Below are 13,034 nucleotides of genomic sequence, written 5' to 3'. Positions count from 1 at the left end.
GACGACCTGAGCCAGACTCACTGTGTGTGTGGTCGCTACGCTCGATCCCGGCCCGAGCCCGAACTCGTCGACGTCTTCAAGGTCCGCAATGTCATCGGTGAGGCACTGCCGGCCTCCTACAACATCGCCCCCACCCAGAACGCCCGAGTCATCCTCGAGCGCACCCCCCGAGACGATCCCGAGGGTGAGGCGACACGCCAACTGAGGACCGTGCGCTGGGGCCTGATCCCCTCGTGGGCCAAGGACCCCAAGATCGGATCCCGGATGATCAATGCCCGGGTAGAAACCGTGACGGAGAAACCCGCCTTCAAGCGGGCGGCCTCCAAGCGGAGGCTACTGGCGCCCGCCGACGGCTACTTCGAGTGGCAAAAGCGTTCTGGCGCAACCAAAGTACCGCACTTCATGTACGACACCGACGACAAGGTCCTGGCCTTCGCCGGACTCTACGAACTGTGGCCGGACCCGGCCAAGAACGAGAACGACCCCGACCGCTGGCTGTGGACATTCACCATCCTGACCACCCAGGCCACCGACGCCCTCGGCCACATCCACGACCGCACCCCGATCATCGTCCCGCCCGACATGCGAGACGACTGGCTGGACCCACAACTGACCGACCTGGACCTGGTCCGCCAGGTCCTGGATGCCTTGCCTGAGCCCACGTTGAGCACCCGCGAGGTCTCCCCCGCGGTCAACTCCCCTCGCAACGACTCCCCAGACCTCATCGCCGCCGTCTGATGAGCCAGCCAGCAGGAAGTGGAGGCCGGTCCGGCCGGGCACGTCAGGTCGGCGATTCGGGCTCACCGTCTCGCACCGGCTACGTCCCACCAAGCTGGCCGGCTGAGGTTCTCCCGCCTGCGGTGGAGGGTTGGGAAGAGAGCGCTGTCACGTGGATGCTCGACTACGGGCCCCTCGAGTGGCGTCTGGAGGGATACGAGACGCTGCGCCACCACCCACCCTTCATGGCCTGGTTGTTCCGACAGCTGAGCGCAGCGGACCTGACTGCCGCGCGGGAGAGCTGGCGGGCGCTGCGGGCCGCCCAGGATGTCCCTGACCCCGAGCAGCACACCGCCCAACTGCAGGGGTTGACCGGGATCGGGCGCAGCCTTCGCTACAGAGCTCAGGCCGCGGACCTGCTCGAGCGGGCGATGCGCGGGGAACTGTTCGTACCCCGCCTGTGAAGCCGGCGCGCTCGACGCTGCCGGCACTCCACTGGTGACCTCCGGTGGATGGTAGGCACGGTGCAGCGCACCGTCGCGGTGCTTGGGCGTCTCGGCTCGACCGCCCGGGTGGTTCCGGTCAAGACCTGACCACCATGAACCGAGAGAACGATCGTGCAGTTCGCGGATAGGGGCAAGGCCACGTTGCCCGGAGAAGGGCACCACTCCCCTACCGGGATCGTCCTGGTCGCGTGGGAGGGTACCCGGCTGCGTTGCGTCGTCGGGGACACCGCCTCGGCTCAGCTGCGATGAGCAGCGACTTCCCGCTAGACGGCGCAGCGGATGGCAGCGTTCTCCTCAGGGCAATAGAGGAGGAGCCGTCGGAGCGCGTGCGTCTGCTGCCGACCGACCCCCGCGACATGGTCCCCTCTGCGGTGCGCTGGGCCCGCGCTCTCCACGCCACGATCCGCACGATCCCCCGAGCACAGCTGCCTCGCCCGTCGCGGACGTCGCTGCAGGCGGTGGTGTGGGTGCTCGCCGCGGCCGCCGACTACGACAACCACATTCCACCCGATCACACCGCGGCTCTGCTCGCCCGTGAGGCCGGTGTCGGGGACCGGGTCTGGCAGAAGCGCACCGCGTGGCTCCGTGAGCGGAGCTGGCTTACCCACGGTTCTGGCGGCCCCAGCGACGGCTGGCAGCTGAGTACACCGTGACCTCGCCCCAGACCGGGCTGCGGTCGCAGTCGCAGCTCCAGATGCCGGGGCAGGGCCACCGTCGCCATCGTTCGCAGGCGCAGCGTCACGCCGACACCGCCGGGGTCGCGACCCGGCGCACCGCGCCATGGAGCCCGGTTGAGGACGAGGAACTCGCCGCGTGCGTCAGCGCGGACGAGCTCGAAGCGTTCGCACTTCGGTGGTCTCGGACCTTCCGCGCGGTGGAGCAACGCCGACGACGTCCCCGCCCATCCCCCATTGGCGGGATTCCAACCGGTACCGGCTGGATCTAGGTCCTGCGGAACACGACGGATGCTTGCAACGTCCGCTCATGTCGATGGCCGTGACGTCGTAGCCGGTCCGCTGACCCGGGGTCCGAGGCGACACTCGGACCGCCGCGGACGTCAACCCCACAGCAGTTCTGCAGCCATGACGCGACACGCCGCCAACCTGGCCTCCCACGTCGACGTGTTGCGTCATGGCTGCAGAACTACTGAGGGGTCGGCTGGGGTTGTCGCGGTCATCCCACGTTGTGCGTGGTCTTGAGCTGCCGATGGACGGGTTCTGGTAGCCCTGGCACGTCGAGGCGTCGTCTGGGACCGTGGCCACTCATGACGGAGCCGTCGATCACGTCTGCTGCCCCAGCCAACACCCCCACGTCGCTGCCCGCGGACGACCACACCCACTCGCAATTCTCCTGGGACTCCTTCCACGGCAACATGCGCGCCAGCTGCGAGCACGCCCTCGCCATCGGCCTACCGGCGCTCTCGTTCACCGAGCACGTCGACTTCACCGTCTGGAACGCCCCACCCGGCGGCTGGGCCTGGGACGAAGGCATCCGCGGCAGCTACGACGACCCGATCGGCCCCGGCGGGCACGGGCACTTCATGGGCGCACCTCTGGAGGTCGACGCCTACCAAGCCGCGATCGACGACTGCCGGCACCGCTTCCCGGATCTGACCATCCGCTCGGGAGTGGAGATGTCGGAGGTGCATTGGCACACCGACGCCGTCCGTGACGTCCTGTCCCGCGGCTTCGACCGCATCGTGGGCTCCATCCACACCCTGGAAGACACCCGCGCGCCCGGGGAACACCTGCTGGTCGATCACGCCAAGGACCAGCACAGCCCCGTCGGCCTGCTCTCGGCCTACCTCAGACAGGTCGAGTCCATGGTCGCCAGTGACGGCCCGTTCGAGGTGCTGGGTCACATCGACTTCTCCCTTCGGCACTGGACCCCAGATGACGGCCCTTCGCCCTGGGGCCAGGTGGAGGAGCAGACCCGCCACGTCTTAGAAGGTGTTGCGTTACTGATCATCACCGGTGAGTGAGGGTGGGGTGGTGGCCGTCAGGCCACCACCCCACCCCCATGATCAGCCCGTGTGTGCCTGCTCGTGCAAACCGGCCTACGACTCCTCACTGCTGGACACCCAGTGGGAACTGCTGCAACCGCTTCTGCCCCAACCCGACCGACGTCGTGGTGGACGGCCACGACTCCACTCCACCCGCCTCGTCATCGACACGATCCTCTACGTCCTCACCACCGGCTGCCCCTGGCGAGCCGTCCCCCACGACCTGGTCCCGTGGTGGGTGGCCTACCGCTGGTTCGCCACCTGGACCGCCGATGGGACCTGGACCCGCGTCCACGACGTCCTGCGCGACCGGGTCCGCGTCAGCGACGGCCGCGACCCCCAGCCTTCCGCCGGGGTCCTGGACTCCCAGTCGATCAAGACCAGCCACGGCGGGGAAGCCATCGGCTACGACGCCGGCAAACGCACCCGTGGACGCAAACGCCACCTGCTGGTCGACACCAACGGGCTCGTCCTCAAAGTCGTCGTGCACTCTGCCTCCCTGCAGGACCGCCACGGCGCGAAGCGGGTCCTGAGCGGCATCAGCCAGCGCTATCCCCGCCTGGGGCTGGTCTGGGTCGATGGCGGCTACGTCAACAGCGTCGACACCTCGCTGGTGGGTTGGGCCGCAACCGAAAACATCGAGATGGTGGCGGTGCCCCGCAACGCCGACGTGCGAGGCTTCCAGGTGCTGCCCCGACGGTGGGTGGTGGAACGAACCTTCGCTTGGCTGACGAGGTGCAGACGCTTGGCACGCGACTACGAACGCAAGACCGCCCACTCCGAGGCCATGATCCAAGTGGCTTCGATCCGGTTGATGCTGGCCCGACTGGCGGGTCAGGACGTGAAGCCACGCGGCCCGATCGAGATCGAAGCAGCCCGACGCCTTACCGAAGACGGCACCTTCACCGACCAGCCATGCACCGACCCTCAGTGATCACCAGGTAACGCAACACCTTCTTAGGCGTTCTGGCGGCTTCCGGACGAGTGCTGGAGGTCAACACGTCCATCCCGCTGGACCTGCGGGTGGTCCGCTGGTGGCACGAGGCAGGCGGGACGGCGGTGTCCTTCGGCAGCGATGCCCATGACCCCAGCTACGTCGGTCGCCGCTTTCAGGAAGTGTCAGAGGCGGTAGAGGCCCTCGGGTTCCGCCCGGCGGAGGACCCGACCGCGTTCTGGGGGCGTGGCTGAACAGCTTGGTAGGAACTCACGGTCATCCCGCGGTACGAGTGGTCGCTCCGGGGTCGCTCGGCGACGACCGGATCTGCTGATTCGCGGAAGGTCGAGCAGCCTCATCAGGCCCAGCGAACGACCCCAAGAACTGCACGGTCAGTCGCGCCGCAAGTCTGTGCAGTGCAGTACGTTCACCCGGCGTCGCCGCATCGAGCAGGTCGTAGTGCACCACCCGCTCTCCCAGGCACACGTGCTGCGCTGCCGGGATGTGCTTGGCGTAGACATCGGCGTTCGCCTCGGCCGGGGTGGTGTCATCAGCGCCGCCGGACAGGATCAAGACGGGGCACTGCACCTGCTCCAGGCTGTCGAGGTCGAGCAGGTCACCGATTCCCGGTGACAGCAAGACCGCAGCGCGTACCCGCGCATCGCTGACGTCGCCCTCGCACCCGGCGAGGAAACCGTCGGGATCCTGCTCCCAGAGCTGGCGCAGCTCGCGCGCCAAACCCGGGAACTCCGGCACCGCAGGCAGTGGGATCTGCCCACTGACCAGCGCCTCGAACAACAGCCGCTGCACCCGCACACCGCACAGGGCTGCTGCGGTGTACCCGCCGATGGAGAAACCGCAGGCCACTACGCGGGACGGGTCCAGCCCCAGGTCCAGGCTCAAGGCTTGGTCGAGGGCACGACTCAAGTCCAGTGGTCGTTCCCAGGCACGGACGAAGGCGGCGGGCTGGTAGTCCTGGGTGGCGGTGTTGCCGTGGTGGTCCACCGCCAACACCGCCCAGCCGGCATCCACCAGAGCTTCGGCCAGCCACGCCAGGGAACGGGCCGAGCCACCGGTGCCGTGAGACAGCAGTACGACCGGCCAAAGCTCAGCTCCTGCCGGACGCCACAGACTCGTGCGCAAGGGGCGATGACCACCGGGTGCCCAGGCTGTTCGCGCCGGGTCGGTGAAGTCGAGCACCAAGGGCGTCATCACGTCCGCATCTTGATCCACTGGAGCAGGAGGCAACAACACCCCGACGTCACGGTCATCCCGCGTTTGGGTGCGACGCAGGGCCGAGGCGACGTTCCAGAACGGACACCCGCCAATCGCCCCGTCGGCGACACTGCACTCATGGACCCGCTCTACCGCGCCCGGGCCCGCGCGCGGTTCGGCGACCTGCCGCCGGAACAGATGCCCCAGTGGGCAGCGCTCGCCCTGACCCGCGGCTGCGACTCACCGACCCTGCGCGAACTCGCCGGGCCTCCGGTGACCCCCGCACCCTGCGCGACCTGTTCACCACCGCCCTCGACGAGCTCGGCGCCCCCGACCTCAACGACCATCAGGCGTCGTGGGTGATGGCGCACACCCACGCCCGCTCCATCGTCGAAGGCCTCATCACCCCCGAGGAAGGCGCAGAGCTGATCTGGGGGATCTCCTCCAGCTTGGGCTTCCCCGATGAGCTGGGCGTGTTCGTCAACGAAGCCACCGACTGGGAGTACGCCTGGGAGCTCGATGAGGACGACAGCCGGCGATGCATCATCCAGGGGGCCGTGGAGCTCCTGGAGGCCGTGACCCAGGAGACGATCAGCCAGGAACCTGACCCTGACTTCCTTCCCGTGTCCTGGCACCAGATCGAGGACGAGTGACCCCAAGGCAGGCTGCCGTGCCATCACGACCCAGGACGCACGCCCGGTCATCCCGCGTTGTGCGCGCTGTCGCCGGCGCCCCACGACGTCACGGTCTCGACGGTGACCGGGCTGTCGCGTTCACACGTCCGGGGCTGCACTGTCGCGACTACTCCGGTGCCGCAGTTCCCTGCACGATCTCCGCGTCTGTGAGGGCCGAAGCCATGACCCCCAGGGCATCGCGGGCGTAGTCGGCCAGCTCACCGGTTTCGCTCACAGCCCACGTCTCGATCGCCACCGTCAATGTGGCGGTCAGGGCTGCCGTCAACGCCCGAGCCTGCACCGTCGACAGGGTCGGACACCGCTGGGAGACCACCTGGACGAGGTCGTCCTGGGCATCGCGGCCCGCGATCAGCCACGCGGAACGCAAAGCGGGGGTGTTGATGATCAGTCGCAGAGTCCGCTTCAACTCGGTCCGGTTCCTGCTGCCGGCCGTGGCCGCGTCCACGAAGCCGGTCACCACCGCGTCCACGATCGGCAGTTCGGCGCGTGCTCGCACACTGACGGCCAGCAGTTGCGGTCCCGGCGTCAACTCTGAGGTGATCGCCTCATCCTTGTTCACGCAGTAGCGGTAGAAGGTCCGCATCGACACCCCGGCGCGGTGAGCGATCTGCTCGACGGTGGTGCGCTCGTAGCCCTGCTGTTCGTACAGCTCCGTCGCGGCGATCGCGATGTCGAAGCGCGTCATCGAGCGGCGCCGACCTCGCAGCGTCGAGGGTGCAGCATCCGAGGGTGCAGCGCTGGAGGGTGAGGCGTCTTGTGAAGACATCCCCGTCATCTTTCCTCACCATCCTCCACAGACACAACACCGCAACATGGCATAGTGTGCCAGGTGCTCGGATCTTCCGAGCTCTCGAGGGAGAGACCATGTCTGACGTTTCGTTCACCCACCGCGTCGCCATCGTCACCGGAGCCGGTGGCGGTCTGGGCCGAGCCCACGCCCTGGAACTGGCCCGACGAGGCGCCAAAGTCGTCATCAACGACCTCGGCGGTGACATCAGCGGCACCAACGGCGGCACCGCGATGGCCGACCAGGTCGTGGCCGAGATCCGCGCCGCAGGCGGCGAAGCAGTCTCCAACTACGACTCCGTCGCCACTCCCGAGGGAGGTCGAGCCATCGTCCAGACGGCCATCGACGCCTTCGGCAAGGTCGACATCCTGATCAACAACGCCGGCAACATCAAGAACGCCCCCTTCACCGACCTCACCCCCGACGCGGTCGAGTCCCTGCTCGCCGTCCACGTCAAGGGCGCCTTCAACGTCACCCAGCCCGCCTTCGCGAACATGCGCGAGAACGGCTACGGGCGCATCGTCTTCACCTCCTCCGCCGCGGGCCTCTTCGGCTCCATCGCCCAGGCGAACTACGCCGCAGCCAAGGGCGGTGTCTTCGGCCTGGCCAACGTCGTGGCGCTGGAAGGCAAAGCGCACAACATTCTGGTCAACACCATCCTCCCCGCGGCCAACAGCCGGATGGCCGCCGACATGAGCCCGGAGCAGTTCATCGGGATGCCGACCACCCCGGCCCACGGCGAACCGGAGATGATCACTGCGATGGTCGCCTACCTCGCCAGCGAGACCAACACACAGACCCGTGAGCTCTACTCCATCGCCCGGGGCCGCTACGGCCGGGTGTTCATGGGGGTCGCACCGGGCTGGACCGTGGCCGCCGACGAACCGATTGCCAGCCCGGACGACGTAGCCGCCCACATCGACGAGATCCGCGATCTCGATGGCTACGCCGTGCCGGAGTCGATGATCGCGGAGTTCTCCCTGATCCCCTGACGACAGCACCTGCGGTGGGCGAAGCGTCGAATCGGCAACTCGACCCGCCAGCGAAGCACCAGCGGTCAGGACAAGCACATCGTGTCTGAAACCCTCTTGCTGAACTCGTCGGCGACGACGCCGGTGCGGGTGGCGACATTGCCCCGGAGCAGACGCGGCGAGGACGCCACGTCGTCCCCGCGGTTGCCTGTTTGGCCCCGGAGGTACGCGCCCAGTACGCGGCGGGGCAGCCCAGCGGGTCCCTGGGACGTCCGGTCGACGTCGCCCACACCGTCGCCTGGCTGCTCTCGGAGGAGGCGGCCTTCGTCTCCGGCACCACTCACCTCACCGACGGCGCCTGGTTTCAGAGCCGACTCGGTGCCGCACCCGACGAAGGAATCGACCATGACGAAGAACTCGACGATGACCAGGACCTACGTCGTCACGGGAGCCGCCTCGGGCATCGGGCTCGCGACGACAGAACTCCTGCGCAGCCGGGGCCATCGTGTCATCGGGGTCGACCTGCGCGGAGCCGACCTCGACACCGACCTGGCTGTGCCACAACAGCGGGCGGCACTCGCCCGCAACGTCGAGGCCGCGATCCGGGCCGCCGGGGGTGACGGCACCCTCGACGCGGTCCTCGCCGTCGCCGGGGTCGCCCTACCGTCATCGTCGACCGTCAGGGTGAACCACTTCGGAGCGGTGGCGACGGTAGAGGCTCTGCGCCCGCTGTTGTTGCGGTCGACGGCGCCGCGAGCCGCCGTGGTGACCTCCTTCTCCGCCCTGCAGGACAACGACACCGAGCTGGTTCGTCTCCTGGCCGCAGGGGACGAGGACGCAGCGGTCGCTCGTGCCGAGGCCCTCGTCGAGAAGGACCTGGGGCACCTCATCTACGCCTCGACGAAGCGGTCGATCGCCCAGTGGGTCCGGGCGACGTCCATCACCACCGCGTGGGCCGGAGCCGGTATTCCGCTGAACGCTGTCGGTCCCGGCATCGTCCTGACCCCGATGACCGCCCCGTTGGTGCAGACCGACGAAGGTCGGGCCCAGTTGCAGGCCATCGTGCCCATGCCCCTGCACGGTCCCTTCGAACCGCTGGTCATCGCCCGGGCCCTGGCCTGGCTGACCGGTGAGGAGAACTCACACACCACCGGTCAGGTCTTGTTCGTCGATGGCGGCGCCGACGTCAGCCTTCGCGGTCCGCACATCTTCGGCCCGCAGGACTGACGCAGTACAGCCCGAGGACCTCGATGGTGAGCCGGGGCCGCGCTGCACTCGCACAGCCGATCTGGGCGTACCGGGTACCGACGTCGTCCCGCACGGAAGAAAACCAGCTGAGGACCCCACGGTCGCGCCGGCAGCTCAGGCGAGGGTTCGGTGTCGTCGGAATCGGCGGCGTTCTCCGGTTTCGTCGACGACGGGTAGCCAACGGCAGCTCCTTCCGTGCCTCAGCGTCAGCCACGTCCCGGACTCCCGCCACCACGCCTCCACGAGGAGGCGCACGATCACGAGGGGCCAGCCGAGGACTGGTGTTTCCGGTGCCCGACGGGTGGGCACGTCATCCAGGTTCATCTCACGCTCGGGCAGCTGCTCACATCAGCTCAACAACTACCCGTTGGCTTGGATCCCGGACAGGATGAGGTCGATGCCAGTGAGGAATTGCGCACGGTCCTCGTGCCCGTCGAGTTTGCCGGCCATCCGGTGCACGAACGGGAAGTCCTCATCGCCGAGCCGTTTCCACTCTGCAGCAATCGCTTGGAGGAACTCTGTCCGATCCGTGGCACGCGGATGTAGCCGCGCGGCCGCAGCGTATTGACCGGCAAGGCCGAGGATGTAGTTCACGATCGCGGAAGCGGAGTCGAATTGTGCTTCGTCTGCCACACCAAGAGCCTGCAGGCGTGTCCCGACGGCTTCGAAGATCTGCACGATCGCAAACTGCCATGGTTCGCGGGACAGTTGCGTACCTACCCACGGGTGGGCATCGATGGCGTCGAAGACCTCAAGGGCGAGTACCCGGATGTCCTCCAGAGGATCGGCGGCCGACGAAACCTCCTTCAAGCCGTCAGCGATGACGTCTGCCGTCGCAGCCTTGAGGAGCTCATCCTTGTTCGCGACGTAGTGGTAGATGGCGCCCGAGCCGGTCGCCAAGCGGCTGGCGAGCACCCGGAACGTGAGGGCATCCTCGCCGTCGGCGTCGAGGATCGCGATGGCAGCGTGGATGAGTCGTTCTCTGGACAACGAAACCGTTCGCCGCTGCGACCGAGGCTTGCTTGTGGGCACGACCCATCTTGACACACTTGGAACGCGGATCCACACTGGAGCTGGAACGCCGTTCCATGATGCGGGTACTCGCCGCGGAGATCCAAGAGGGGAACTGTTCATGTTCGAAACCACCAAGCCCGGTGTGCTTCTCAAGATGCGAGCGCTGCCCGGACAGGGAGATGAGCTCGCCGAGTTCATCACCGACCTCCACTACGTCGAGGACGCCGACGGCCCGGTGGACTGGCTCGTCTGCACGGACGACGAGGACCCGGAAGCGATCTGGGTCACGGAGTTCTACCGTGACCAGGATTCATTCGATCGCCACTACGCCAAGACCAACGAGGAGATCGAGAGACGCCACGAACGGGTCATCGAACTCCTGGCCGAGCCACCGCTGCGAGTGATGGTGCACCCGGTTGCCTCCAGCGTCGATCCGCTGCCAGGCCGGGGCTGATGCCGAGTTGGTGTCGCGGACAATGACCTGATTCCCGAACGACGGGTGGCCCGGTCCTGCCGCAACAGTCGCCGCGCAGGCAGGACTCACTCACGCCGAGGTCAGCGGCAATCTTGCCCATCGGCTGCTCGCGCAGCGGACCAACTCCAGGGCACGTTGACGGAACTCCGGTGGGTGGGGGCGGGGCGTCGTGAAACGCCTCTGCGGGCGACATCATCGTCTCAGGTTGGTGTCTGGAGGAGCGGGTCACGTTCCCATGGCCTCCGGAACCTGACCTGACCTCACGCTGCCGTCGAAGAGCGGGTCGTCGCAGGGACCCGACGCCCCTCACCAGGGCAGCTCGAGTCACTCCTCGGCGCCTGGCAAGGGTCGCCCTACCGACTCTCCAACGCCGGCTTCCGACGGGCCTGACGCCTGCGTCGTTGCCCCTCCGCTGACACCACGATCAGCGAAGGGCAGAAGATCCACAGAGACAGGCGGATGGCTTGCTCGACGGAGAAGTGCAGCACGAAGAGGGTGACGGCTGCGGAGAGCAAGGCCAGCACGACCGGCAGCACGAGCAGCCACCGTTGACCGGACCCACGCGGCAAGAACAGATTCACGCCCTCAGCATCACCCACCACTCTGGTGGGCTCCACTACGTCGTGCCTCGAGCTCGGTCACCACGGGAGTGACGCCCCGAGCAGCGCTGGATCCTCGACATCGCACCGTCACGATGAGCTGCTGCTTCGACACGTCGCGACTTCACGGTCATCCCGCGCTGCGCGTGACGTCGGGTCTGGCCGCGGATGGTGTGGGCCATCGCCGTCGGCGCCGTCGAGCAGTACGAGTCCCACCCAGGGAGCTCGCGCCGGCGTGTCCGCACGCTCCGGCAGGCTGGCACCGTGCCGTCCCCCGCCCGTCCACTACGACGCATCGAGCCCCGAGCAGACACCGTCATCGACGAGACGTCGTGGCCCGATTCCATCCCCGCCGTGCGCCAGCTGCTCACCCAAGGCTTCGACGTCCCCGCCGGGGTCACCTTCCTCGTCGGGCAAAACGGGGCCGGCAAGTCCACCCTCATCGAAGCCATCGCCCAGGTCCTCGGCGCCCACACCGAAGGTGGAACCAGCGCCCACCTCGCCGGCCCCGACCGCGGACGCCGCAGCGACACCTCCACCCTCGCCGACCGCCTGCGCGTCGTGCGTGGTGCGGGCGGTCGCAGGGAGGTCTTCTTCCTGCGCGCAGAGACGATGCACCGCTTCTACGACTACCTCGAGGAGTCCGACCAGGAGTCCCTGCACCCGGTCGACTACCAGTTCCACTACCGCAGCCACGGCGAAGGCTTCGTCGATCTGTTGAACAGCCGCTACACCGCCGCCGCCGGGATCGTGCTCCTCGACGAACCGGAGTCGGCCCTGTCCTTCGACAACTGCCTCGTCCTGGGCGCTGGGCTGCAGCAGATGGCCGAGCAGGGCAAGCAGGTTCTGTGCGCCACCCACTCCCCACTGCTCACCGCCTTGCCGGGCGCCACGGTGCTCGAGGTCGGTGGCGAAGGCCTGCACCGCGTGGAGTGGGAGGACCTCGCCGTGGTCAAGAACTGGCGCTTCTTCCTCGACGCCCCCAAACGCTACTGGCGGCAAGTTCTGTGACGAGCTCACTTGGTCATGGGGCCTGCGGAGCGTCGTAGCTGCCTGATGATCTTGCTCTCATGGCGAGGAGCGGACGACTAATCAGTCTTTTGGCCAAGCAGGCATCATCGGTCGTTGCGGGGCCTTCCAGCAGAACGGACGTTGTGCAGCAAGATCACCAGCAGGAAGGGGACGTAGGCGGCCAGCACTCCGAAGACCCACGACGTTGCATGCGTCTGGGATAGTCCCTTCTCGCGGGTGTAGGCCGTCACCATCGCCATGACCAGCAACAACGCCTGGGTCCACGCGTACCCCGGGGGCCGCCTGAAAGCGCCGCTGAAGATCGGCATCTTGCCGGGTGCATTGACGCGGGCCAGGCGTGTGCCCACCCAGATCGACAGGCCAACCGTCAGCACAAGGGGCAATAGCCAGATCACAGACCCAATCTTGCAGACGGCTCGGCCCTGGTCGCGACCACTTGCGAACTTCGCGGTCATCCCGCGGTCCGGGCCAGTCGTGCTTCTCCCCGACTGCACGCAGGGAGAGGGATCCCGCTGGCGGTCTCTCGACACCACCACCCTGCAACGGGCACGCTGACCGCATGACGTCGCCCGCAGACTCCGGCAGCGCCCCCCAGCAGACCTCACTGCACCGCGTCGTCGCGGCCGCCGCCGGCGGCGCCATCGTCACCTGGCTGCTGTGGCACTTCGCCTTCAGCGACAGCATCAGCAGGTCCACCGTGCAAGCGGCTCTCATCTTCGCCGTCATGATCTTTTTCATCAGCTTCGACCGGTGGACTACGCGGCGTCGACGGCACTGACGCACCCCTCTACAGGGGCGCCCACCTTCAAACACTGACCGCCGCGCCACGCACGGTCGGC

At 67.5% G+C, this 13,034-nt stretch carries 16 protein-coding genes and 1 pseudogene; 12 read left to right on the top strand and 5 right to left on the bottom strand.

Going from position 1 to position 13,034, the window contains the following annotated elements; genetic code table 11:
* Positions 1-24: 24 nt before the first annotated feature.
* From SJY07_RS25315 to SJY07_RS25295, 5 genes are all read left to right on the top strand, one after another.
* The gene (locus tag SJY07_RS25315) at positions 25-738 is read left to right on the top strand and encodes an SOS response-associated peptidase (protein ID WP_380162635.1); all 714 of its coding nucleotides are present in this window, start codon (positions 25-27) and stop codon (positions 736-738) included.
* 122 nt (positions 739-860) lie between these two features.
* A complete protein-coding gene (locus SJY07_RS25310) occupies positions 861-1,181 on the top strand; it encodes a hypothetical protein (RefSeq protein ID WP_380162633.1) in 321 nt (106 codons plus the stop codon).
* Positions 1,182-1,549: 368 nt separating this feature from the next.
* Positions 1,550-1,876, top strand: a complete 327-nt coding sequence (locus tag SJY07_RS25305) for a hypothetical protein (protein ID WP_380162631.1) — start codon at positions 1,550-1,552, stop codon at positions 1,874-1,876.
* Between the two features lie 611 nt (positions 1,877-2,487).
* Positions 2,488-3,204, top strand: coding sequence for a PHP domain-containing protein (locus tag SJY07_RS25300; RefSeq protein ID WP_380162629.1), 717 nt, complete (start codon positions 2,488-2,490; stop codon positions 3,202-3,204).
* 49 nt (positions 3,205-3,253) lie between these two features.
* The gene (locus SJY07_RS25295; RefSeq protein WP_380162627.1) at positions 3,254-4,159 is read left to right on the top strand and encodes an IS5 family transposase; all 906 of its coding nucleotides are present in this window, start codon (positions 3,254-3,256) and stop codon (positions 4,157-4,159) included.
* 276 nt (positions 4,160-4,435) lie between these two features.
* Here SJY07_RS25295 and SJY07_RS25290 read toward each other — a convergent pair whose 3' ends face one another.
* On the bottom strand, positions 4,436-5,371 hold the full coding sequence (locus tag SJY07_RS25290) for an alpha/beta hydrolase family protein (RefSeq protein ID WP_380162829.1): 936 nt from the start codon (positions 5,369-5,371) through the stop codon (positions 4,436-4,438).
* A 209-nt stretch (positions 5,372-5,580) separates the two neighbouring features.
* Between SJY07_RS25290 and SJY07_RS25285 the strand changes: the two genes are divergently transcribed.
* A complete protein-coding gene (locus SJY07_RS25285; protein WP_380162625.1) occupies positions 5,581-6,027 on the top strand; it encodes a hypothetical protein in 447 nt (148 codons plus the stop codon).
* Between the two features lie 148 nt (positions 6,028-6,175).
* Here SJY07_RS25285 and SJY07_RS25280 read toward each other — a convergent pair whose 3' ends face one another.
* Positions 6,176-6,754, bottom strand: coding sequence for a TetR family transcriptional regulator (locus SJY07_RS25280; RefSeq protein WP_380162623.1), 579 nt, complete (start codon positions 6,752-6,754; stop codon positions 6,176-6,178).
* A gap of 179 nt (positions 6,755-6,933) precedes the next feature.
* On the opposite strand from SJY07_RS25280, the gene SJY07_RS25275 reads away from it, so the two are divergent.
* From SJY07_RS25275 to SJY07_RS25265, 3 genes and pseudogenes are all read left to right on the top strand, one after another.
* Positions 6,934-7,848 carry an SDR family NAD(P)-dependent oxidoreductase gene (locus SJY07_RS25275; protein ID WP_380162621.1) on the top strand — a complete coding sequence of 305 codons (915 nt, stop codon included), beginning with the start codon at positions 6,934-6,936 and terminating at the stop codon, positions 7,846-7,848.
* 191 nt (positions 7,849-8,039) lie between these two features.
* Positions 8,040-8,171, top strand: a pseudogene (locus SJY07_RS25270) (SDR family oxidoreductase); the annotation flags it as partial.
* 61 nt (positions 8,172-8,232) lie between these two features.
* Entirely contained in the window at positions 8,233-9,054 is an 822-nt protein-coding gene (locus tag SJY07_RS25265; RefSeq protein WP_380162619.1) for an SDR family oxidoreductase, read from the top strand.
* Between the two features lie 381 nt (positions 9,055-9,435).
* Here the strand turns inward: SJY07_RS25265 and SJY07_RS25260 are convergent, their stop codons facing one another.
* On the bottom strand, positions 9,436-10,107 hold the full coding sequence (locus SJY07_RS25260) for a TetR/AcrR family transcriptional regulator (RefSeq protein ID WP_380162617.1): 672 nt from the start codon (positions 10,105-10,107) through the stop codon (positions 9,436-9,438).
* Positions 10,108-10,207: 100 nt separating this feature from the next.
* On the opposite strand from SJY07_RS25260, the gene SJY07_RS25255 reads away from it, so the two are divergent.
* Positions 10,208-10,543 carry a putative quinol monooxygenase gene (locus SJY07_RS25255; RefSeq protein ID WP_380162615.1) on the top strand — a complete coding sequence of 112 codons (336 nt, stop codon included), beginning with the start codon at positions 10,208-10,210 and terminating at the stop codon, positions 10,541-10,543.
* Positions 10,544-10,917: 374 nt separating this feature from the next.
* Here the strand turns inward: SJY07_RS25255 and SJY07_RS25250 are convergent, their stop codons facing one another.
* Positions 10,918-11,145 (bottom strand): hypothetical protein, encoded by a 228-nt coding sequence (locus tag SJY07_RS25250; RefSeq protein WP_380162613.1) that lies wholly within the window; start codon positions 11,143-11,145, stop codon positions 10,918-10,920.
* A 282-nt stretch (positions 11,146-11,427) separates the two neighbouring features.
* Between SJY07_RS25250 and SJY07_RS25245 the strand changes: the two genes are divergently transcribed.
* Entirely contained in the window at positions 11,428-12,174 is a 747-nt protein-coding gene (locus SJY07_RS25245; RefSeq protein ID WP_380162611.1) for an AAA family ATPase, read from the top strand.
* Between the two features lie 104 nt (positions 12,175-12,278).
* On the opposite strand, the gene SJY07_RS25240 is transcribed toward SJY07_RS25245, so the two are convergent.
* Entirely contained in the window at positions 12,279-12,650 is a 372-nt protein-coding gene (locus tag SJY07_RS25240) for a hypothetical protein (RefSeq protein WP_380162609.1), read from the bottom strand.
* A 104-nt stretch (positions 12,651-12,754) separates the two neighbouring features.
* Between SJY07_RS25240 and SJY07_RS25235 the strand changes: the two genes are divergently transcribed.
* A complete protein-coding gene (locus tag SJY07_RS25235; RefSeq protein ID WP_380162607.1) occupies positions 12,755-12,973 on the top strand; it encodes a hypothetical protein in 219 nt (72 codons plus the stop codon).
* Positions 12,974-13,034: the final 61 nt, after the last annotated feature.

Source organism: Kineococcus sp. R86509 (assembly GCF_042466365.1).
GTDB lineage: Bacteria > Actinomycetota > Actinomycetes > Actinomycetales > Kineococcaceae > Kineococcus.
The sequence above is the reverse complement of the archived record's forward strand: the minus strand, read 5'-3'. Positions and strand labels throughout refer to the sequence as shown.

Bases quoted from the DNA above. Each gene is read 5' to 3' on its own strand.
- SJY07_RS25255 (WP_380162615.1), top strand. From the start codon at position 10,208: ATGTTCGAAACCACCAAGCCCGGTGTGCTTCTCAAGATGCGAGCGCTG.
- SJY07_RS25235 (WP_380162607.1), top strand. From the start codon at position 12,755: ATGACGTCGCCCGCAGACTCCGGCAGCGCCCCCCAGCAGACCTCACTG.
- SJY07_RS25240 (WP_380162609.1), bottom strand. From the start codon at position 12,650: ATGACCGCGAAGTTCGCAAGTGGTCGCGACCAGGGCCGAGCCGTCTGC.
- SJY07_RS25265 (WP_380162619.1), top strand. From the start codon at position 8,233: ATGACGAAGAACTCGACGATGACCAGGACCTACGTCGTCACGGGAGCC.
- SJY07_RS25290 (WP_380162829.1), bottom strand. From the start codon at position 5,371: ATGACGCCCTTGGTGCTCGACTTCACCGACCCGGCGCGAACAGCCTGG.
- SJY07_RS25275 (WP_380162621.1), top strand. From the start codon at position 6,934: ATGTCTGACGTTTCGTTCACCCACCGCGTCGCCATCGTCACCGGAGCC.
- SJY07_RS25280 (WP_380162623.1), bottom strand. From the start codon at position 6,754: ATGACGCGCTTCGACATCGCGATCGCCGCGACGGAGCTGTACGAACAG.
- SJY07_RS25300 (WP_380162629.1), top strand. From the start codon at position 2,488: ATGACGGAGCCGTCGATCACGTCTGCTGCCCCAGCCAACACCCCCACG.